This window comes from Geobacter sp. OR-1 (assembly GCF_000813145.1).
In the GTDB taxonomy this organism is placed as follows: domain Bacteria; phylum Desulfobacterota; class Desulfuromonadia; order Geobacterales; family DSM-12255; genus Geoanaerobacter.
This window is the reverse complement of record NZ_BAZF01000003.1, coordinates 297,866-317,982: the sequence shown is the minus strand read 5'-3', so window position 1 is coordinate 317,982 and position 20,117 is coordinate 297,866. Positions and strand designations below refer to the sequence as shown.

Below are 20,117 nucleotides of genomic sequence, written 5' to 3'. Positions count from 1 at the left end.
GGAACCGAAACAGGAGGATCATCATATGCGGAATCGCAGCCTTAACAATCGCGGCTTCACCCTGATCGAAATAATGGTGGTCATCGTTATCCTGGCGCTCTTGGCAGCACTGGTTGGCCCCAAGCTTATCGGCAGAACCGATGACGCCAAGATCACCGATACCAAGGTCCAGATCAAGAACATGGAAACCGCGCTCAAGCTCTACAAGATGGATACCGGCTCCTACCCCTCTACTGAGCAGGGACTCAACGCCCTTGTTGCCCTCCCGACCACCGGCGTTGTCCCCAAGAACTACAAGGAAGGGGGATACCTGGAGAGCAAAAAGGTGCCCAAGGATCCATGGGGGAACGAATATGTCTACCTCTCCCCCGGTGAGCACGGCGACTACGATATCTGTTCCTTTGGCGGCGACGGTGTCAAAGGGGGCGAAGGGAAGAACAGCGACATCTGCAACTGGAACCTCCAGTAGGAATGTCCCTTTTGCACGATATCTGCGTAACACTTTATCATCCCTGGTGCGGCGCAGTTTCCGGTTCGCTGCCACGGAGTGGATCGATTGCCTCGATCTCCGGCAAAAGGTTCATTCCTGAACCATACGGTTGCCTTTTGTCATGAAGCACGGTCAAGGCGGCTTCACCCTGATCGAGATGGCAGTTGTGCTGGTAATCATCGCCATGACCGTACTCCTGGTGCTGCCAAGACTGCCCGACACCAGCGGCGCGGCGCTTAAGAAATCCGCCCGCACACTGGCTTCAACCATTCGCTATGTCAGAGACCAGGTAACGGTCAACCGGATCGCGCACCGCCTCCGCTTTTTCCCGGGCGAGGGTAAGATCACCATAACCACCCTCCCTCCCGGCGGCACCGAGACCAGTCCGAAAGACCCGTTCCTGAACAAGCAGATACTCGCCGACCGGGTCACTGTCACCGATGTCGAAGTTCCCAGGCTCGGGAAAGTCAACAGCGGTGAGGTGGCTGTCGATATCGGCGCGGCCGGCGTTGCCGAAATTACGACCATCCATCTTAAAGAGTCCGGGGGAAAGCAGATGACCGTCATCGCCTTTCCGTACGGCGGCCGGGTCACGGTGGAGGAAGGGTACCGGGAGGTCACTCCTTGAGGGGGTTCTCTCTTCTTGAGGTCATGGTGGCCCTGGCAATAATTGCCGGAGTGCTCGTGACCGTCATCTCCTCGTTCGGCTACCACCTGGACATTGCCAACCGTGATCGAGAAGAGACCGTCGCCATGCTCCTGGCAAGGAGCAAGATCGACGAGAGCCGGTTGCGCAACGAAAAGGCCGGTCAGGGAACCTTTGCCCCGGCCTGGCCCGAGATCGAATGGGAGTTGGCCACCGAGCCATCCCCCTGGCCCGAAGTGGAGAGCCTGAACCTGACCGTTTTCTGGAATAAGCGCAAGAACAGTCTCAAACTGACGCACTACCGGGGAAAGGTCTAATGACGGCGCTGCGCAAGATCCATCGCCAGAGCTGTCACGAACCGGACAGGACCAGCGGCGGTTTCACCCTGCTCGAAGTGCTGATTGCCCTGGCCCTGCTGGCAGTGATCGCTGCGGCGCTCTATGGGAGTTACTTCACGCTGTTACGGGGTAAAGAGACCACTATTGCGGGAATGGACCAGCGCCGCGAGATCCGCGAGACCCTCGATCTCCTGAGACGGGAGCTATCCGCAAGCTGGTACCGGGCCGGCGACCCGGCGACACCCTTCGTCGTCGAGGATCGCGACCAGTTCGGCAAACCGGCCTCGCGGCTGGTCTTTGCAACCATCGCAGCGCCGATCGCCGGAGGGGTGCCGGTTTCGGATCAGCTCGCCGTAGAATACACCACTGTGGCCAAAGGTGAGGAGCTCTCTCTGAACCGTTCCGCTCTGGACCTGTACAAAAGCTCGAAACCGGTGCCGTACCCGCAGATCGAAAAGATCGAAGGGTTCCTGGTGGAATGTTCCACCGACGGGTCCAAATGGGTCAAGAGCTGGGATACCGCCATTAACGGCAAGCTACCCACCGCGGTCCGCGTGACGCTCCGGGTGCGGGAAGGTTCCCGGACCGTAGATTATTCGACCATAGCATCGCTGCGTATGGCTGCGCCATGAGGGGTGAAAAGGGGTTCGCCCTCGTCATTACCCTGCTGGTCACTGCGCTGCTGGTGGCGCTGACTGCGGAGTTCACTGCCGAGATCTTTATGGACACATCGTCCCGGCACTCCTTTGTGGCCGGTCAACAGGCGAGCCTGTTGGCGGAATCCGGGATCACCGGCGGAGTGACGCTGCTCCAGCTGACCCTCCGCAATCAGCAATACAGCTCGCTTAGCGACCCGTGGGCGACACCGCAGAAACTTTCCGATGAGCGGGGGGAATTGCGGCTTGTCATCGAGGATGAAAGCGGCAAGGTGAATATCAATTACGTGGCCCCGCCCAACGGAGAGCTGGAGGGACGATTCATGGCCGGGGTGGCAGAACGCCTCATCCGTTCCCTCAAGATCGATGGTAGCGGGGACCTGATCGATTCCCTGGCCGACTGGATCGACCTGAATGACTACCCGCATCCGGGCGGGGCGGAAAGCCCATATTACGGCGCGCTACCAACACCGTACGCCGTAAAGAACAGGCCTCTGGACACGGTTGAAGAACTGGCGCTGGTGAAAGGTTTTGCCGGAAAGCCCCTGGAGGCGCTCAGACCATACATAACGGTCTATCCGGAGAACCCCAGCGCTCCGGCAGCGCCGATCAACATCAACACTGCCTCCAAAGAGGTCATTGCGGCCCTGAGCGAGCAAATAACCGCGGATCTGGCCGGTCGCGTGCTGGAATACCGCTCCTCTACCCCGTTCAAGAATCCTGCTGACCTGGCTAAGGTATCAGGGTTCGAGGCCATTGCCACCGGGCTGCTGACCAACATCAGCGTCAAAGGTTACGTGTACCGGATCCGCTCCGAAGGGCGAGTCCAGGATGTCAGCCGTACGATCGAGGCGGTAGTCAGGCTTGTCGGTGTAACACCTCAATTTCTCTACTGGCGGGAATATTAATGACTTATCTTATTATTCATCTTACCGGGGCAGATGTTGTCGCAGCCCGGTTCTCGGCAAAGCGCAAATCCCTCGCTTTTCTCCAGGGGGTCCGGCGGACACTTTCGGAGTCCGGAGGCTACCGGGAACTGCTCAGCGGGCTCGATCATTCTGACGGGGGAGAAAAGGTAATCCTTTCCATACCTCCGGCACTGGTCCACTCCCGCCTGCTCTCGCTCCCGATCACGGACCGCCGGAATCTCAGAGAGATCCTGCCGCTGGAACTTGCCGGGGAGATGGCGGTCCAGTCAGAAGAGATGGCCTTCGACGGCCTGCCGCTGGGAGGGGATTCGCTGCTGGCCGCCTGGTGCCGCACAAGCGGCGTTGCCTCGCTGATCGAGGAACTGGCCGTTGCCGGGATCGAGCCGGAGATTGTGACTTGCTCGGCGCTCCACTGGAACTATCTCCTCCCGGCCGGCACCGAAGCTCCTTCAGCGGTCACCGACGGCAATGCCCTTATGATCGGGACTACTGCCGGCCCCCAACTGGTCAGGGCTCTTCCTGCCGGGCACGGAGAACGGGAATTTGCCCGAACAATCTCGGCCTTTGAGCTGTCGCGTAACGAAACCGTCGCCGCTATCGTCCGGATCGGAGCGGCATCGAAGCCGGGCGATATTCCGGCAGCCGAGATCATGGATGCCTTTGGCAATGATACTGCGGCCGCCGGCGACATTGCCGGGGCTTATGCAGTGGCAAAGGCATGCGTCGAGGGAACGGTCGTGAATTTCCGGAGCGGCTCCCTGGCCTATACCGCCGGCCAGGAAAAAAATCTTCGCCGGCTTCGCCTAACCGCCATCCTGGCAGCGGTTCTGCTGCTGCTGATCTTTAGCGAAACCGGATTGAGGTATTTCCTGGTACGCCGTGACATCGCTTCGCTTGACGCCTCCATAGGCGCCATATACCGCGAGATTTTCCCCGCCAGGCAAAAGCCGCGGGATGCCGTCGGCGAGGTGCGCTCAGAGATCAAGCGCCTGTCCGGAACCGGATCTTCCCAGCGGGTGCTCCCCATCCTCAGGAAACTCGCAGAACTCAAAGGAGACGATGTTTCCGGGTTCTATGAGACTGAGATCGAAGGGGCGAACATCCGTCTCAAGGGGGACGCGAAATCGGGCAACGACTTCAAGAGCCGCGCCGCCAAAGTGCTTGCGACAGCGGAGATATCGGAAATCAAATCGAAGAGCGACGGTTCGGTGTCGTTCGTATTCCGCGGCAGCGTGAAGGAGGGGAACTGATGAACGTTATCAAGCATCTCGTTGCCCGCTTCAACGAACTCGATCCCCGGACCCGGCTCCGCATCGGAATCGGCCTGGCCATCCTCCTGGCAATTGCCCTGCTCTATTCGTTTGCCAGGGATCAAATCACTAAGATGGAGCGGCAGAGAAGCGCCAAGGAGGCGGATATCGCTGACCTGATCGTCCTCAGGCAGCGGTATCGGGAAGCGGCCTCGGCTGCCCAGCGGTCCGCCAACCTTCAGGCGTCCCTGCGTCCCGACGATTCGCCCGCCAAACTGGTCGAAGATATCGGTATCAAAGGGAAGGCCCTCCAGGTCAAACCTTTGAAATCAGAGGAGCGGGCCGGGGTTCAGGAAGAGATTGCGGAGATCAGGATCGATGCGCTAACGCCGAACGAGGCGGTCAACCTTCTTTACCGGCTTGAATACGGCGGCAAGCCGGTCGCGGTGAGAAGGGCGCTGATCAAGACCAGGTTCGACGACCCGGCGCGGCTTGATCTCGCCTTGACGGTCGCCCTAAGGAAGGGTCCGGCGCAGAAATGAGGCGACTCCCCTGCTGGCTCAAGATCGTTGCGGCAACCGGCGCCGGCCTTGTGCTCTTTCTGTACCTGACCGTCATGTTCGTGCCCAGCACCGAACTGCAGCGGCTGGCGAACCGCGTCATGGCTCCGCACGGGCTGAAGCTCTCTGCAACCTCCTTCGGCAAGGCGTTTCCGCTCGGGGTCAGCGCCAAGGGGGTGTCGCTGGCAAGCCAGTCCGGCGAGGTCCTCACCTTCGACCGGTTCACCCTGCGGCTCCGGCTGCTGCCGCTGTTCGGAGCACGGATGGTCTTTTCCTGCACCGGGACAATCGGCAAGGGGACCATCGAGATGGAGACGGAACTGACCCGGAAAAGGCGCACCGACTTCTCCTGTCGAAACATCCGGCTGGAAGATATCCCGTTTTTCCGTACTGTTGCCGGCGCGCAGGCCAAGGGGGAGCTGCGGATAAAGGGGGATCTGCAGGGTAAAGGACAGAACGCCAAGGGCTCTTTGCAGCTTGAAGCCAGCAATCTCGACCTGAAGGGGGTGAGCATTAGCGGGACTCCGCTCCCGGATGCGTCATACCGGACCCTGCAGGGGATGCTCCGGATCAGCGGTGGCAAGACTCTGCTCGAAAGCGTTACCCTCCAGGGAGAAGGGCTCTATGTCCGTTTGAGCGGCAGCATGCCGGCAAGCGGCTCCCTCGCCGACACCCCCATCGACCTGAAACTGGAACTGATGCCCAAACCCGCGTTCCTGGAAAGTCAGAAGTTCATCTTCCTCCTGCTCGCAAAATACACCGTATCCCCCGGGAATTACCTGCTGCCGATCCGCGGCACCCTCGGCTCACCGCTGCTTCAATAGTTTATTTACAATCCGTTATCGATGGTCGAGGAAGTTTTCAACGCTAATGACGCCGCCTGATAAGGGGTGCGGCGACTGGCGACCAGTGCCAGAGAAAAAGAGGGGAGTTCGAAGACCGTGTTATGTCTGAGCCCGGCCTTCTGCAGCATGTCCTTGATTTCGTCAATGCTGTAACTGCGGCCGTTCCAGGTATTGACCAGCATGTGTAGGTCGTACAGCGCGCCGAAACTGTTGGCGTCCCGATAGAAGTCGTGAACAATCAGCAACCCGTCATCCGCCAGCAACGCAGTGGCCTGCTCCAGGAGAGCCGCATTTTCGGCAGCGCTGTAACAGTGGCAGATATTGGAGAACAGGAGGATATCGGCTTTGGCCCGATACCCGGAGACAAACGCGGACAGCTCCTCCAGGTCGATGATGTTGCAGGGATAATAGCTCAGGTTATCCGGGATACAACCGGATGCAGCGCGGCTGCAGACGTCGGCGAGGTCACAGGCGATCCCCTGCCACAGCGGGTTGCGGCCTAGGAACTCGCGCAGATAGGTGCCTTCCCCGGCGCCGATATCGATGATGGTGCCGCTTTCCGGGAGCCGGGTTACTGCATCCCACAACTCACGGGAACGAACCACGGCAGCCTCGGTCATGGCCTGCTGAAAGAGCTGCAGCCGCTCCCGGCATTCATCCGGCGGATGCTCCCGGATCAGCGCCCCCTGCCCCTCATGAAGAACAGTCCCAAGCCTGTGCCAGTTTTCCATCAACAGCGGCTCGAACACCAGCACCTGACGCTGGCTGGTGGCGCTCGACCGGCTGAGAAAGGTCCGGCTGAACAGCGAAAGGTGCAGCAGTCCGTCGCACTGTTCCAGAAGCCCGGTACTCACCAGCAGGGCGATAAAACGCTCTCCCTCCTCAGGCTGCAAGTTAGTCGCGGCCAGCAGTTCCAAGGATGTAGCGCTTCCTTCTTCCAACCGGTCGATGATCCCCAAGCGAACTGCCTCAGCCACGACGCAGAACATCCGGTAACCGCTGGTCAGCTCACAGAAGGTACGGTACGAGTTGTCGGAAGGGAGAATTTTCATGGCTGGTGTTAAATCTCGGGAAATAATTGTGCCGCGGAACTACCCCAGCTGTTCCATGATTATCGATTTGAATGCGGTAAACAGAAGGGTGGAGAAACATTTATGGGTCTCATCGTTAATAATCGCCAATGCCTCTTCCGGAGTGGACGCTTTGCGGGTTGGCCGGTCGACAACAAGCGTACAGTACATATCCGCCAAGCCTACCACCTGGGTGGTGATCCTGATTTCGTCCCCTTTCAGCCCGCCAGGGTATCCGCCGCCAAAATATCTCTCATGGTGATGGCGCACCGCATCCAGCACTAGATCGCTGTACTGGCCGTGTTTCCTCAAAAAAACATAGCCCTCAATTGGGTGACGCTTGATTTCATCGACTGAGGGTGTGGTCCAGTAGTCTTTCTCCTCCGACAGATTGGGCATTATAAGGCACATGCCGATATCGTGCAGCATGCTGGCGACACCGACATCCACCAGCAAATCATACTGTTCCGGAAAGAGCTTCGACCATGCCAGCATCGATATGGCTGCGACCTGCATCGAGTGTTTGACGGCAAAAGGGGAGGAGATGCTCATTTTCTCGAACAGGCTTGCGATGCTCTTATTTTCCGAGATGTGTTTGGCCAGATGTCCTGTCAGCTTTTGGCAGCGCGCCGCATCCTGCGATTTTTCCGGGTCCGAGAAGATATCGTTCAGATATGACGAACTGGTTTGACAGAGGGCATCACATTTCGACTCATGATCCACATCCTCTCTCTGGAGAATCTGAGACAGGTTCTCCTCCGCGAAGCGGGAAACCACATCAAAGTCCCCGGTTCTGACATACATGGTGGAGATATTGTTGTTAAGCAGCCGGTCGCTGTCCTCATCGGTAAAAGGGCGTGTCTCGTCCTTGTACAAGACATAATTGCCACGCGATTCCGTATACAAGGCAACCTGCGGGAAGATGCCGGGTATAACGCATGCGATCGATATCGGTGCATAAAGGGCAAGACTCACTATCAACCTCCGGTGCGGGACATGTCTGCGTGACAATGCCAATCTTATCAGCGTGCTATTGTTTGGCAAGCTGATTCGCTTGATGGCGGCAATCTGAAATGAATAAAAGAAAGAAGGGGCCTCCTGAAAGGTGACACAGTGCTGTTCTTTTGGCAGGCAATGGTAAATTAAACTTTCCTTAGCTGGCAAATTCCGTCATCTACGGTAGATTTTCTCTTGAGCTTGAACTTCTCCAAGGAGTGACCGACCATGACCCCTCAAGGGACCGCTCTGCTGCCCGCTTCCAGCCGCTCTGCCAACCGCGCCTGGCTCAAGGCCGAGATGAATCCGTATTTTTTCGTCTCAATGAAGGACGAGCCCGAAGCGCTGGTAATCCTGGAGCGGGAGTTGGGGACCCTGTGCCGCAACCGCCGCCTGATCCTGGCCGACCGCGACAAGATACTGATCCAGGCAATCGCCAACTTCCCCGGTTCGCTGTATGAAACGCTCCAGACCATCCGCGAAAGCGAAATCTCCTATGCCATGTTTTCCCATTCCGAAGGGGCAATGCCCGGGACGGGCCAGACCCTGGAGATCCAGCGATTCGAGTTCGACCGGAAGAGCAACGAAGAGATCTGCGCCGCAGCCCCCCCCGACATCCCCGCAGCAATCAGGCGCAAAGCGATACGGGAACTGAAGCGGCTCTACCCGGGGTTCGACATGGTCGATTTCGACCGTCTGCTCCGGCTGATCTGGCTCAACAACGAGAATTACGTGCGCACCTCGTCGCCGATACGGGTGGCCCAGGTCCTCCACCTGCTGCAGAAAGGGAACCGGAACAACGGCCTGTACCTCGATGTGGAGCTGATGGGGGACGGGAGCGAGTCACGGGTCCATTTTGCCGTCGGCAACCCACCCCAGACCGATTTCCTCACCCAGGTGATGGAGGTGTTCAACCGCCTCAATCTCGGCGTCAACCGGGCCTACTGCCTGACCATCTCCAACGGCGTCCACCCCTATTTCCTTGGAACCTTCTACGTGCGCCGCCGCGACAGCTCCCCCCTGGAACGGGGATCGGCGCAGTTCACCGAACTCCGCCAGGAACTCTACAATTCGCAGATCCTGGCCACCAAATCGTACTGCTACCGCGAATGCGTCACCACCGGCCTGTTGTCCGGCGAGGACGCCTCTCTGGTGAATGCCCTGATCGCCTTCTGCCATACCAACCTGGCCCATAGCCAGCCGGACCGTTTCGGTGTGGAAGACGTGCAGAGCGCCTTCCACTCCCACCCCGAGATCGCCCTGCAGTTGGTGAAACTCTTCAAGACCCGCTTCGACCCCGACAACAACAACCGGGAGCAGGATTTCGACCTGCTGCTGGCCGAGACCAGGAGAGAGTTGGCAGGGTACAACACCGGCCACCGGTACCTGGACGAGATCCGGCGTGACATCTTCGGCTGCGCCCTGGTTTTCATCCGCAATACATTGAAGACGAACTTCTTTGTCCCGGAAAAGCAGGCGCTCGCCTTTCGTCTCGACCCGGCCTACCTTGACGAACTCCCCCGGCAGTCGACCGAGGACCTGCCGCAGGCCAAGCCGTTCCGTATCACCTTCTTTTTCAGCCGCTCGGGGTTCGGCTTCCACATCGGCTTCTCCGACATTGCCCGGGGAGGATGGCGCACTGTCATCGCCCGCAATCCGGACGACTTCATCACCAGTGCCAACACCCTGTTCCGAGAGAACTTCGTCCTGGCCCACACCCAGCACCTGAAAAACAAGGACATCTACGAAGGCGGCTCGAAAATGGTGCTGCTCCTCGACGCTGCCGACCTGATGCGGAAGCGGGAGCGGGAGCTGGAGACCTGGCGGCTCTACAAGCTGCAGTACGGGGTTATCAACGCCTTTCTCGATATCTTCATCACCAGGGGGGGAGTGGCCGCCAACCCGCTGGTAATTGATTATTACCGCCAGGATGAGCCGATCGAGCTCGGCCCGGACGAGAACATGCACGACTCGATGATCGAGACGATCGCCGGACTCTCGAAGAAACGGGGGTACATCCTCGGTATCGGCGTGATCTCCAGCAAGGAGGTCGGGATCAATCACAAGGAGTACGGCGTCACCTCCACCGGTGTTGTCAAGTTCGTCGAGATCACCATGCGGGAGCTGGGGATCGATATCCGTAAGGACAGCTTCAGCGTCAAGTTTACCGGCGGGACGAACGGCGATGTGGCCGGCAACGCCATTCGGATCATGCTGGAGCGGTGCCCGAAGGTTGCCATCCGCCTGATCCTGGACGGCACTGCTGCCCTGTACGACCCGGAAGGGGCGGACCACGTGGAACTGCAGCGGATCGTGCTGCGCTGCGATCTGGACGGATTCGATCCGGCGCGGCTCCACGACGGCGGCTTCATGCTGTTCCGGAGCGGCGCGAAAAGAGACGGGGTACGGGAACTTTACCGGAGAGTGACGAAAGCAGAAGGGAAGCTCAGCGAAGAATGGCTCTCCATCGACGATTTCTCCCGCCTTTACGGCGAACTCCCGTTCACGGTTACCGCCGACCTGTTCATCCCGGCCGGAGGCCGGCCGGAGACGATCGACGCTGCCAACTGGCAGGGGTATCTGCAGGCGGACGGCACCCCGTCAGCCAGGGTCATTGTGGAGGGAGCCAACTCCTTTATCACCCCTGAGGCCAGGGTGAAGCTGCAACGGAGCGGGGTCATCATCATGCGCGACTCCTCTGCCAACAAGTGCGGCGTGATCTCCTCATCCTACGAGATCATCGCAAACCTCCTGCTGTCGGAGTCAGAGTTCCTGGCCCTGAAAGAGCGGTATGTCGCGGATGTCCTGAAGATCCTGGAAAAACGGGCTGAAGACGAGGCCAGGATAATCCTGAAACGATGGCGCGAGGAGCCGGGAGCGCTCTGCACCGAGATATCGTTCAGCCTCAGCAGCGAAATCAACGCCCTGTATGCCAGGTTGTTCGGATTTTTCCGGGACCGCCCGGAACTCTGCCGCCAACCGCTCTTCAGGCGCGCCATACTGGCTCATCTCCCCGGCATCTTCCGTGAACAGCAGTACCGCCGCCGCGTTTCCAGGTTGCCCGAGAAATACCTCTATGCCATACTGGCAGCGGAAATAGGATCATCCATGGTGTACAATACCGACCGCCAGGCTGCATTCGAAGACTCAATCCGCCGCCACCTGGCGCGCATCCCAAGGGACACTGATGGCTAGCAAGCAAACCGGAGCAAAGACACCGTCGCCCGAACAGTTCGCCTATGTCAGGAGCATCAGCGACATCTTTTCGCTGTACATCCTGATTTCAGCAATCATCCTGGCAGCCGGGGCCTGGTATCTCACCACCAGGGAGATCCGGACCGCCCTGCAGAAGGGGGCGGTGAGTGAAGCGGAGCGGACGGCATTTGCCATCCTGGGCGCCACCCGCAGCCACATGCTGAAAAATGACCAGATTCTCGTGCATCAGGTGATCGAGGAGATCGGCCTTCAGGGGAGCGGCGGTCCGGTGCGAATTCTGGCCAAGAACGGCCGGGTCATCTCCAGCAGCGTCTCGGACGGGGAAAACAATACCATCCGCGCCGCTGAGTGCGCCCTCTGCCACGAAAAGGGGTCCAGCATCGTTAAAGACGCCGGCTACCGGATCGAGAAGAGCGGCAAGGAACGGCTCCTGACCTATGCCCGGATCATCCCGAACTCTCCGCAATGCACCGAGGCCTGCCATTACCACAAGAAGGAACAACGGGCACTCGGAATCCTTACCACCCAGATACCGCTGGTGGCCATGGATGCCGTTTATGCGAATCTGGTGGATAATGTCTGGATGCTCGCCTTTATCTGGGGTTCGCTCTCCTGCGGCATCACTTTCTGGGCACTGCGACGATTCGTTACCGGCCCCCTGACCTCGCTCTCGGAAAAGGCCAGGGCAATGGCTGCCGGAAGCCTCGAAGAACGGGTCGGCATCACCAGGATTCGCGAATTCGATGCCGCTGGATATGAGTTCAATCAGATGGCGGCAGCGCTCCAGGAATCGCAGCAAACCTTGCAGGACATGAACGTATCGCTGGAAAGCGAGGTCGAGAAACGGACCGGCGAACTCCTGGCCGCAAGGGTGCTGCTGGAACGTTCGGAGCGCCTTGCCTCCCTGGGAACCCTGGCAGCGGGGATTGCCCACGAGATCAACAATCCGCTCACCGGGATCATGCTTCATACCTCGCTGGCAATGGGCGAGACGAGCGAACAAGGCAAAGCCGACCTGGCAAGGGTTTCCAGCGAGGCGCAGCGCTGCGCCACAATTGCCCGGCGGCTGCTGGAGTTTTCCCGGTCCGACGAACCGAGAACTGCGCCGCTCAGCCTGGCCAAGGTGCTGTCCGAATCGGTTGAACTCGCCAGGGCCCATGAGGCGGTGAAACCGGTCAAGGTTGTTCTGCCGGAAGGCGATGCCACCATTGTTGCCGACCAGCAGCAGATGATCCAGGTCCTGGTCAATGTCCTGATCAATGCCGGCCAGGCAATGAAGGGGAACGGCACCATCAGCTGCGCCATATCCACTGAAGGGTCAACAGCAACCCTTCAGATCGCCGATGAAGGTAAGGGGATGACCGAAGAGGAGCTGGCGCGCGCCTTCGACCCGTTTTACACAACCAAAGAAGACGGAACCGGGCTGGGGCTGGCGGTCACCTACGGGATCATAGAGGGGCACGGCGGCGCGATCCGGCTTTCCAGCAAGCCGGGGGAAGGAACTGTTGTCAGCATTACCCTGCCAATGGCAAAGAGCGATGACCGGCTGTTCTGATTCATTATTGGCACGGGATACCCGGGGTTGCTGCAGGGGTGCCGAATGAGCAAACTGCAGGAGAACATGCCGCTCCGGTCAAGGCATGAAAACACGCTCACCGGCCTCCGGGAGATAAACGCCCTGCCCGCGCCTGAAAAAGAGCAGGTTTATGGCCGGATCATCCCGCCCCGCCTCTTCAACCTGCTGAACATTTCTCCGCTAACCTTTCTCGGCCCGGACCAGCGGAAAAGGGTCACCATCATTGCTCCGGAAGGGATGGCGCTGGCAAGGATAGAGGTGAGGCAAGAACCCGACGACGCCACTACTGTGTTTTTCCTCGATATTGCCGAGACCCATTATCACCAGATGGAACTCTCGTTCTGCATAATCAATGATCCCTCGGCACCGAGGTTTGCTGTCGATGTCGATGAAAACGGGCGGGACAACCTGTTTACCCGCCTGGGGCGCAATATCCCCGAAGAGATCAGGGCGATGCGGGCCGGGCTATTCCCGAACCAGACCAGCCGGGGACTCGGGATGTTCGGCGAGTTTTTCCACCTGTTCGAGCTCTTTGTCGATGCCCTCGGGATGGAAATCATCATGGCCGAACCGCTGACCTACGACAACGCCGTCAGGTATGAAAAATTCGGGTTCGACTACCTGACCGGCCGGCGCATGATGCTGACGATCGACCGGGAATTCAGGCCTGGCGGGGCGCTCTTCAAAAGGCTGGACGGTTCGACCCCGTTCCGGATGCCCGGGATGGAAAAGAGTGTTCACGGCAGGAGTTGGGCCATCCACGACGGTATCCTGAACGGCCCCTGGGGTGACCAGGAGGTGGGTGAAATCCTGAGCGAACCTTGGGACGAAATCAGGATCTATAAGACCATCGGCGTCAATGCCGGGATCAACACCTTTACTGCGGAAAACGGTCGGAGTTGAGCCGGGTAACATCGCAGGAATAGACCGGACGCGGGGCAACATGCTCGGGGATTCTGATGATCTTCGTTCCGGGAGGGGGTGAAAGCTCGGCGTAAAGCTCCTCGCTCCGGTCGAGGTAGGTCTTGGAGAGATGTATCGCTAGAAATAGCCGCGGCCGCAACCGGTCAAGCAGTTCGTTCAGGTCTTTGGTGCATAAATGCCTCGATGCCCTGGCCTTGTGCATATCGGCCTTAAGAAAGGCGCATTCGCACACCAGCAGCTCAACCCCCTGGAGAAACGACACCACTCCCTCGCGATTTTCCGGAGAGAACCCGATATCCGTGACGTAACCGATCCCGGCAGGGATTTCTGCGGCGCAGACCACAGCATAAAGTGCTTCGGCATCTGCGACCGGCTCTGCCACCCGGCAGCCTCCGGCCATTTTAGTAACCGAAATCGGCTCGTCCTGAGCCCATTCCCGGAAGTAGCGTTTTTTGAGCTCCCGCAGCCATTCTCCCTGCACCAAACCGTATTCCGCCAGTTTTCCGGCATCAATACCGAATATTTTCCTTTCATTCACCCGGAAAGCCAGGACCGGAATGCCGTGATCAAACAGCCGGGCCGAGACTTCGATATGGTTATGGCGATAGATCAGGTCTCCGGTCCGGTGCTGCTCGCCCGCCTCTTCGCACCGGAAGGCGGATGGCCCATGGAACTCGAACGAAACGGTCCGGTCGCTATGGATTTCCCTGACGATAAAGCTGCACCAGTATGGCTCGCACAGGTTCCAATCATACCCGTTCAAGCGGGCCGATACCCGGGCCGCGAATCCGGGCGGGCCGAACATTTCGATTGTTCTGGGGCTGGCGTGCACCTGCCGCACAAAGGCATCGAACCCCATGAAATGATCCATGTGGGCGTGGCTGACAAATATGGCCATTACCGGCTTCAGTTCGCGCTTTGCCAGGTGATGAAGCGAGCCGCAATCGATCATGATACTGCGATGAATGGGGCGGTCGCGAACAATCAGACACGGGTCTTCGATGAGACCGGAGAGATAGGCAGGTTCCAGGTAGCGAAACAGTCTGCTCATGGCGCCCTTTTCGACAAATAATGGCTTCAGCCGTAAAGCTGACCAGACACCTTTTGTTTCATTGTACCCAAAAGCGTTTGCGAAACAACAACAGAAAAGGCCGTCTCGGTGGAAACGGCCTTTTCGATCATTACCCTCCTGCTTGACCGCATTTAGTCAAGCAGATCCTTCCTTATATAGCCTTGATACAGCTTGGTGGCGTATTTTTCATAAATATCTTCATGGCGCATCAGAAAATCGGTCGCGACCTGGTGCCATCCGGGGGGATAAAACCCGTCCATATCCTGAAGTACAATGAGGCCCGGAGGGTTGCGCTCAAGGGCATTATTGAAAGTTTCCGGCGCAAATGTCCGTTTCATCGGGTCATTCTCCTTGAAAGCGCCAGCAAGGCTGGGCCGGTCATCGAATATCTGGAAGGTAAGATCCCGGCGGAACAACGGATGAAAAGGCCAGGGAGCTACCACTGTCTCGTTCCTGGGGATGATCCCCAATATATCATCATATTCGTTCAGGATGTTGAGACCGGTGGGCGCCATGGTTACCTCGCCGATAATCTTGTTGGTCGTAGGCGTGTTGCCGCGGGCATTATACGGCGTCAGTTTAAATTCGTCGGCAACCCCGTCGAGCCGCACGGCAAGAATACAAAAGGCAATAATGACATACAGGTGCCGCACCAATCTTATTGTTTTGGGGCCGGCAACCATTTCGGAATAGGCAAACGGCACAAACAGGGCCATACAGAGCAATATCGGCGTCAGGTACTGTTCACAATAGACGGCTTCAAAAAATGAGGAGACGATGCAACCCAGCAGGATGCCGCCACCACCCCAGATATGCGGGTCAGGTGTTCTCCACCCGGCTTTCGCATATCTCAGCCAGGCAAATATGCCGATTATGAATGAAACTGACAGGAGCGGGTGATGGCGCAAAAAACTCAGCACATAGACAATGATCGGGGAAAACCTCGGCAGATCGCCGATCTGTTCTTCCAATACCGAGGTAAATCTAAAATTGAAAAGGTATGCATATTTAATGTTATTTGTGATCGAGCCCTGGTTTAATAGAAATATGACGAAAATCATTGCCAGCGCTGAAATCGCCCCGACAATCGGCCCCAATATCGCTAGAGACGGTTTTTTTGTCTTTGCGTAATAAACCCCGATATAACCGAGTAAACCGAAAACAGGGGAAAATGGTATTTGGGCATTATGAAAAGAGAGGTCAGGCTGAGCATGGTGCATAGCACCAGCCTTAAGAAACCGGGTTCGGACATTACGAGAGACATGGCCAGGATTGCCGCCAGTGCCGCAAGATGATCGATACTGTACTCGGAAAAAAAGACGCCGATGCTCCGATCAGTGCTGATCAGGAGAAAGGGCAACAGCGCCAGGACCCAATCCCGGGAGATTCTTCGACCGTGGCAATAATAGGTGAGGCCGATAAGCGCTATGGTTGTTGCGGCGAACAAACGGAGTGCCAGTAGAACAAAAGCCGATTCGGGGAACAGCTTGAAATAGGGGAGCGTAATAAAATACCCGAGTGTCGGATAAAAGCAGAAGAAATCTACATTGGCGCGATATCCGGCAGATAACAACCAGAGGTAGCGGATATGGATAGAACCATCAAAGAAAGGGAAATGAGTAACGATATGTAATAGATATATGATTACTGAAATAAAGATGGCGGCGACGAATAAAACATTTATGGCTTTATCGGTAAGGGTGTCGAAATCCTGCTTAAATATTCTATTCAATTATTTTGTCTCCATCACTATTCAATTGCCTTACCTCCCAAACATGCGAGCGCTGCTAGTCGCCGGTGATGCTCCCCGAGTCGCCGCCCCCTTCGATAACGTCCACAATCCGCTTCCCGACAAGCGGGGCCACCGCTGCGGAGAACGTCCCGTTGGGATGGGAATCTCCTGAGCTCGCCGCATTTTCGAGCGTCAGGTACAGCCCGCCGCCGGTCTCCAGCGTCCAGAAGTCCCAGACAAAGATATTGTCCCCGGTTTCATCCCAGCTGTTTCTCACCCAGCTGAAAAACTGCCGGGCACGTTCCGCGTTTTCCGGCATGGTTGCTGCTTCGGTAAGTGCAGCCCCGGTCCAGACGATGAATTTCTTGTCCGGGAACTGGCGCAGCCGTGTCTTCAGGGCATTGTACTGCAGCTGGTAATTCTCCAGCGACTTCCTGCTGGAGGCGATGTCCGGAGCACCGGTATCCGCTTCGATGTCGCTCACCGGAAAACAATGCTTGAATACGATGACGTCGTAGTTGGCTGCCAGGGTGTCCAGAGTATCCTGTTCCAGGTAACCGGTTTCGCCCGTGGTATCGACCCAGAGCTTCCAGTAGTCGTACGGGTAGTTCTCCCACGGGTACGGACTGTCCGGGTAGGCGCGCTCGGTTATCTGGAAATTGGCGCCAGTGGAGCTGTTGTAGGACGAGATGAATTCCGGGACACCGCCGTACCAGACATTGTTGCCGGTGCTGTGATGCAGGTAGATGATCCTGACCGGGTCGGCAGGTGCGGAGGTGATGGCAATGCGGTCCAGCTCTAAAGACCCGTAAGATACCGAGAGCTCCCCTTCGATCGCAGTCATACCGACAGTGCCGGCGTAACTGCCATTATAGCCACCCTTGAGCTTAACGGTCACGGAGCGGTCGATATCCAGGTTCCCCCGGAAGGTCCCTGCCTGTGCGGCAATTACCGGGGTGTCACCGGTAATGCTGTTGAAGGCGGCAGCGATGGTCTGGTGAAATGTGGTGTTCCCTCCGTCCGTGAGCCTGGTAATGGCTGCCCCGGCACTGCCGGTATCAAGCGCAACAGCCGTTGTCAGTAGTGCAGCGGCAATGCCAACTCTCTTCAGGTTCAACCGACAGCCTCCCTGTACACCCATTGCCATCTCCTTTTCGGATCATCCCGACAACCTTAGAATGCGCCAACCTACATCTAACCAGTTGTTATGTCAATGCTAATTGCATAAAGCTTCTGGAATTTGAAATTGCGGAAAGTTGTACATGGGCAAAAAGAAAAAAGGCCGCTTCTCCGAAGAAAAGCGACCTTTTTGAGATTTGGCGTCCCCTGCCGGATTTGAACCGGCGTCGCCGCCGTGAAAGGGCGGTGTCCTGGGCCGGGCTAGACGAAGGGGACGTTGGTGTTGCTGTCATGCGCGGCAATCTGCGTTTTTACATGAGTCGTCGGCTCAAGTCAAGGAAAAGAATTGCCATGTCAAAATTTTATATGGGCGGATTGGAAATAATGTCCCTGACGGACAGCAACCGCTCGCGCAGGTTTTCACCGTTTTTTACTACCTGGCGGGCGCGCCACTCGCTCCTGACATAGGGCGAAAGCCGGGACAATGCCTCGTCGATCTTCCTGCTGACAATGACCCGCTCTTTGTAATCGAGCAGAGTGCCCGACTCCAACTGGCTCCTGATCGCCTCGAACTCTTCATCAAAATAATTGATTACCCGGTCAGCCATGTTTGCATCATCAGACATGGATACGAACCCCTGCATAATAATTTGCATTAAATTTACTCACCTAGAATGGATTTCGGCTCTTCGGCAGGATACTTTAATTTATCGATGAGAATATATTGGTTAACTGCGGGAAAATTCAAAGGTGTAAGGGGGGGGCGCAATGAACTGCACCATGCGCCGCCGGAAGGCCCAAAGGGAACAACTAGCTTAAATTATAGGGGAAATGACCCTAAGCAGTTCTTAGCCAGGCCACGCCTGCACCTCGGCGAGCCGGCTTTTTGATCTCCATGGTCTTGGAGGTATAGATGTAGGTCATATTCTTGCCGTTTTTCTTGGCCCGATACAAAGCCTGATCGGCACGACTGACAAGCTGTTCAACTGCACCACTGCTCCCCTGGGAAGCCTGAGCAATGCCGATGCTGGCGGTCAGCTTAACGGTTTTTCCCGAAAAAACAAAGACCGTGCTGGCAATTCTCGTTCTCAGCCGTTGCGCAATTTCGAAAGCCACCGAAGAGGGCGTTGAGGGGAGCATCACGGCGAATTCCTCCCCGCCATATCTGGCAACCAGGTCAGACCCCCGGCACCCTTCCTTCAGTATCTTCCCCACCGCCGCCAGGACCTCATCTCCGGCCGGGTGGCCAAAGCTGTCGTTGATCCTTTTGAAATCGTCGAGGTCGATCAGAAGCAGAGAAATGGGTTTAAGCTCCTTGCGATTCATTTCAACGGAAAGGAGTTCATCAAAAACCCGCCGGTTGAATAGACCGGTAAGGCCATCCTTGGTGGCAAGCTCCTTGACCTTTTCATGAGTAAGCGCATTCTTGAGCGTTCGGGAAAAATGGCCATTAATTTCGGCAAAGACTGCAGATGGATAATCACTCTTGGAGTTGTCAAATACGACCCTTATCTTCCCCATTTTTTCCGGGAGGACCATATCTACCCCTTTTTGACCGGAATCCGAAGTAATGAAAATAACTCCGCGGACCCGCTCGTCAATCTGGAACTCCCGGAATCGCTCCGAAGATATCTCCTTTGAAAGGGTACAAGCGCGACCGTCCCTGTTGCCGGGCGAAAACACAAGAGGCTCGACATCAAATTCCGGAGCCAATGCGAAAACAATGCTGGCATACGGGATAAAATCATATAGGCTTCTTGCCGCAATGGCGCAGATATCCTGCGGCACCAGGCTTGAGCTTGTCGCTGCCATGAAACGGCTCAAAAACATCATTTCCCGGAGCCGCTTTTCCAGATCGGCAACTTCATTCACACAACCGACGGAATCAGCCATATCATCAGACATGTGACTGTTGCTCATACTCTCAGACGTATATGAATGCATCATCCCCTCCCCAGCATTTTCTCCGCTGCCAACAAGGAACGCCCAGCACCAGGATGCTTGCAATTAAAGTGCCATCCACTTAACGCCTTGTCCGACAAGAGACAACAGCCCTTGATCCCCGTGGATCCCTGGCAATATGGGCCATTGGCAATTAATGGGCCGTGATTGACTCAAAAGTCAAATATCTGACAAAAGGGCTCAAAAATGTCATTAATTTATTATTATTGGGCAGGAAGCTACGAGAAGTTATTCGGAGAGGAGTTTTTGCAGAATCTGATCAAGACGTTTTTCAACTTCGTCGTTGTATCCCGAGAATTTTTCCGCAACAAGCCCTTTTTTGCTGATTACATACAGAGTGGGGACTGACCTGAGGGCATAATCGGCCTTAAAGCTCTCACCAACAATTGCAACCGGGTAATTTACCTTGTTTGAATTGATGAATTCGCGCACAACGCTGACACTATCGTCGTCGTCAAGGCTCAGACCGAGGATCTGAAGCCCCTGCTTGCCGTACTTCCGGTTAAGCAGCACCAAATGCCCAACCGACTCGCGGCAGGGAGAACACCATGTGGCAAAGAAATCCATCAGGAGCACTTTGCCCCGGTAATTATTCAAGGTTATCTGCTGTCCGGAAACACTGGTAACCCTAAAAGGGGGAGCAGCCTCCCCCTTCTGCGGGACTGCCAGGGCAAGCTGGGCAACAGAAACAAGCAACGCAACTGTAAGGCCACAAATGCGGGAATAATTCATTGTG

20 protein-coding genes and 1 tRNA gene are annotated in these 20,117 nt (G+C 56.8%); 11 read left to right on the top strand and 10 right to left on the bottom strand.

Going from position 1 to position 20,117, the window contains the following annotated elements; translation table 11 throughout:
• Positions 1 to 25 precede the first annotated feature (25 nt).
• The 8 genes from gspG to gspN all read left to right on the top strand — a co-directional run bounded on the left by gspG (position 26) and on the right by gspN (position 5,693).
• Complete coding sequence (gspG, locus tag OR1_RS05060; RefSeq protein ID WP_041970406.1) at positions 26 to 469, top strand: type II secretion system major pseudopilin GspG; 444 nt, start codon at positions 26 to 28, stop codon at positions 467 to 469.
• A 142-nt stretch (positions 470 to 611) separates the two neighbouring features.
• Positions 612 to 1,118, top strand: coding sequence for a prepilin-type N-terminal cleavage/methylation domain-containing protein (locus OR1_RS05055; protein ID WP_041970405.1), 507 nt, complete (start codon positions 612 to 614; stop codon positions 1,116 to 1,118).
• Positions 1,115 to 1,453, top strand: a complete 339-nt coding sequence (gene gspI, locus OR1_RS05050) for a type II secretion system minor pseudopilin GspI (RefSeq protein ID WP_041970404.1) — start codon at positions 1,115 to 1,117, stop codon at positions 1,451 to 1,453. Before OR1_RS05055 ends, gspI begins: the two co-directional genes overlap by 4 nt.
• Positions 1,453 to 2,106, top strand: coding sequence for a type II secretion system protein GspJ (locus OR1_RS05045; protein ID WP_041970403.1), 654 nt, complete (start codon positions 1,453 to 1,455; stop codon positions 2,104 to 2,106). The genes gspI and OR1_RS05045 overlap by 1 nt, the downstream gene beginning before the upstream one ends.
• Positions 2,103 to 3,038, top strand: a complete 936-nt coding sequence (gspK, locus tag OR1_RS05040) for a type II secretion system minor pseudopilin GspK (protein ID WP_041970401.1) — start codon at positions 2,103 to 2,105, stop codon at positions 3,036 to 3,038. The genes OR1_RS05045 and gspK overlap by 4 nt, the downstream gene beginning before the upstream one ends.
• Complete coding sequence (gene gspL, locus OR1_RS05035) at positions 3,038 to 4,309, top strand: type II secretion system protein GspL (RefSeq protein ID WP_041970400.1); 1,272 nt, start codon at positions 3,038 to 3,040, stop codon at positions 4,307 to 4,309. The genes gspK and gspL overlap by 1 nt, the downstream gene beginning before the upstream one ends.
• A complete protein-coding gene (locus OR1_RS05030) occupies positions 4,309 to 4,851 on the top strand; it encodes a hypothetical protein (RefSeq protein WP_041970399.1) in 543 nt (180 codons plus the stop codon). The genes gspL and OR1_RS05030 overlap by 1 nt, the downstream gene beginning before the upstream one ends.
• Positions 4,848 to 5,693, top strand: coding sequence for a type II secretion system protein GspN (gspN, locus tag OR1_RS05025; protein ID WP_041970397.1), 846 nt, complete (start codon positions 4,848 to 4,850; stop codon positions 5,691 to 5,693). The genes OR1_RS05030 and gspN overlap by 4 nt, the downstream gene beginning before the upstream one ends.
• Positions 5,694 to 5,698: 5 nt before the next feature.
• Here the strand turns inward: gspN and OR1_RS05020 are convergent, their stop codons facing one another.
• Together OR1_RS05020 and OR1_RS05015 are read right to left on the bottom strand one after the other, a co-directional pair.
• The gene (locus tag OR1_RS05020) at positions 5,699 to 6,766 is read right to left on the bottom strand and encodes a methyltransferase (RefSeq protein ID WP_041970396.1); all 1,068 of its coding nucleotides are present in this window, start codon (positions 6,764 to 6,766) and stop codon (positions 5,699 to 5,701) included.
• Between the two features lie 39 nt (positions 6,767 to 6,805).
• On the bottom strand, positions 6,806 to 7,759 hold the full coding sequence (locus tag OR1_RS05015) for an HD-GYP domain-containing protein (RefSeq protein ID WP_041970394.1): 954 nt from the start codon (positions 7,757 to 7,759) through the stop codon (positions 6,806 to 6,808).
• 249 nt (positions 7,760 to 8,008) lie between these two features.
• Here OR1_RS05015 and OR1_RS05010 point away from each other — a divergent pair, with 249 nt between their 5' ends.
• Genes OR1_RS05010 through OR1_RS05000 form a run of 3 tightly spaced genes read left to right on the top strand, consistent with a single transcriptional unit; the run spans position 8,009 to position 13,475 of the window.
• Positions 8,009 to 10,975, top strand: a complete 2,967-nt coding sequence (locus tag OR1_RS05010) for an NAD-glutamate dehydrogenase domain-containing protein (RefSeq protein ID WP_041970393.1) — start codon at positions 8,009 to 8,011, stop codon at positions 10,973 to 10,975.
• Positions 10,968 to 12,551 carry a sensor histidine kinase gene (locus OR1_RS05005; RefSeq protein ID WP_041970391.1) on the top strand — a complete coding sequence of 528 codons (1,584 nt, stop codon included), beginning with the start codon at positions 10,968 to 10,970 and terminating at the stop codon, positions 12,549 to 12,551. Before OR1_RS05010 ends, OR1_RS05005 begins: the two co-directional genes overlap by 8 nt.
• Before the next feature lie 45 nt (positions 12,552 to 12,596).
• Positions 12,597 to 13,475 carry a hypothetical protein gene (locus OR1_RS05000; RefSeq protein ID WP_041970390.1) on the top strand — a complete coding sequence of 293 codons (879 nt, stop codon included), beginning with the start codon at positions 12,597 to 12,599 and terminating at the stop codon, positions 13,473 to 13,475.
• Here the strand turns inward: OR1_RS05000 and OR1_RS04995 are convergent.
• The 8 genes from OR1_RS04995 to OR1_RS04960 form a co-directional block, all read right to left on the bottom strand.
• Positions 13,450 to 14,547, bottom strand: a complete 1,098-nt coding sequence (locus OR1_RS04995; protein ID WP_041970389.1) for an MBL fold metallo-hydrolase — start codon at positions 14,545 to 14,547, stop codon at positions 13,450 to 13,452. The two genes, OR1_RS05000 and OR1_RS04995, sit on opposite strands and share 26 nt — an antisense overlap.
• A gap of 152 nt (positions 14,548 to 14,699) precedes the next feature.
• Positions 14,700 to 15,539, bottom strand: coding sequence for a hypothetical protein (locus tag OR1_RS04990; protein WP_152609810.1), 840 nt, complete (start codon positions 15,537 to 15,539; stop codon positions 14,700 to 14,702).
• Between the two features lie 131 nt (positions 15,540 to 15,670).
• Positions 15,671 to 16,300, bottom strand: coding sequence for a hypothetical protein (locus tag OR1_RS04985; protein ID WP_041970386.1), 630 nt, complete (start codon positions 16,298 to 16,300; stop codon positions 15,671 to 15,673).
• A 55-nt stretch (positions 16,301 to 16,355) separates the two neighbouring features.
• A complete protein-coding gene (locus OR1_RS20605) occupies positions 16,356 to 17,441 on the bottom strand; it encodes a hypothetical protein (RefSeq protein ID WP_052440263.1) in 1,086 nt (361 codons plus the stop codon).
• A gap of 176 nt (positions 17,442 to 17,617) precedes the next feature.
• Positions 17,618 to 17,695 (bottom strand) — tRNA-Glu (locus OR1_RS04975).
• A gap of 86 nt (positions 17,696 to 17,781) precedes the next feature.
• Positions 17,782 to 18,045 carry a hypothetical protein gene (locus OR1_RS04970; protein ID WP_041970385.1) on the bottom strand — a complete coding sequence of 88 codons (264 nt, stop codon included), beginning with the start codon at positions 18,043 to 18,045 and terminating at the stop codon, positions 17,782 to 17,784.
• Between the two features lie 211 nt (positions 18,046 to 18,256).
• Positions 18,257 to 19,324 (bottom strand): GGDEF domain-containing protein, encoded by a 1,068-nt coding sequence (locus OR1_RS04965; protein ID WP_052440262.1) that lies wholly within the window; start codon positions 19,322 to 19,324, stop codon positions 18,257 to 18,259.
• 285 nt (positions 19,325 to 19,609) lie between these two features.
• Positions 19,610 to 20,113, bottom strand: coding sequence for a TlpA disulfide reductase family protein (locus OR1_RS04960; RefSeq protein ID WP_041970383.1), 504 nt, complete (start codon positions 20,111 to 20,113; stop codon positions 19,610 to 19,612).
• Between the last annotated feature and the right edge of the window lie 4 nt (positions 20,114 to 20,117).

Excerpts from the sequence above, each read along its gene's own strand:
- OR1_RS04970 (WP_041970385.1), bottom strand. The coding sequence starts at position 18,045 with ATGTCTGATGATGCAAACATGGCTGACCGGGTAATCAATTATTTTGAT.
- OR1_RS04995 (WP_041970389.1), bottom strand. The coding sequence starts at position 14,547 with ATGAGCAGACTGTTTCGCTACCTGGAACCTGCCTATCTCTCCGGTCTC.
- gspN (WP_041970397.1), top strand. The coding sequence starts at position 4,848 with ATGAGGCGACTCCCCTGCTGGCTCAAGATCGTTGCGGCAACCGGCGCC.
- gspL (WP_041970400.1), top strand. The coding sequence starts at position 3,038 with ATGACTTATCTTATTATTCATCTTACCGGGGCAGATGTTGTCGCAGCC.
- gspK (WP_041970401.1), top strand. The coding sequence starts at position 2,103 with ATGAGGGGTGAAAAGGGGTTCGCCCTCGTCATTACCCTGCTGGTCACT.
- OR1_RS05055 (WP_041970405.1), top strand. The coding sequence starts at position 612 with ATGAAGCACGGTCAAGGCGGCTTCACCCTGATCGAGATGGCAGTTGTG.
- OR1_RS20605 (WP_052440263.1), bottom strand. The coding sequence starts at position 17,441 with ATGGGTGTACAGGGAGGCTGTCGGTTGAACCTGAAGAGAGTTGGCATT.
- OR1_RS05010 (WP_041970393.1), top strand. The coding sequence starts at position 8,009 with ATGACCCCTCAAGGGACCGCTCTGCTGCCCGCTTCCAGCCGCTCTGCC.
- OR1_RS05000 (WP_041970390.1), top strand. The coding sequence starts at position 12,597 with ATGAGCAAACTGCAGGAGAACATGCCGCTCCGGTCAAGGCATGAAAAC.
- OR1_RS05030 (WP_041970399.1), top strand. The coding sequence starts at position 4,309 with ATGAACGTTATCAAGCATCTCGTTGCCCGCTTCAACGAACTCGATCCC.
- OR1_RS05045 (WP_041970403.1), top strand. The coding sequence starts at position 1,453 with ATGACGGCGCTGCGCAAGATCCATCGCCAGAGCTGTCACGAACCGGAC.
- OR1_RS04965 (WP_052440262.1), bottom strand. The coding sequence starts at position 19,324 with ATGTCTGATGATATGGCTGATTCCGTCGGTTGTGTGAATGAAGTTGCC.
- OR1_RS05020 (WP_041970396.1), bottom strand. The coding sequence starts at position 6,766 with ATGAAAATTCTCCCTTCCGACAACTCGTACCGTACCTTCTGTGAGCTG.
- OR1_RS04960 (WP_041970383.1), bottom strand. The coding sequence starts at position 20,113 with ATGAATTATTCCCGCATTTGTGGCCTTACAGTTGCGTTGCTTGTTTCT.
- OR1_RS05005 (WP_041970391.1), top strand. The coding sequence starts at position 10,968 with ATGGCTAGCAAGCAAACCGGAGCAAAGACACCGTCGCCCGAACAGTTC.
- gspG (WP_041970406.1), top strand. The coding sequence starts at position 26 with ATGCGGAATCGCAGCCTTAACAATCGCGGCTTCACCCTGATCGAAATA.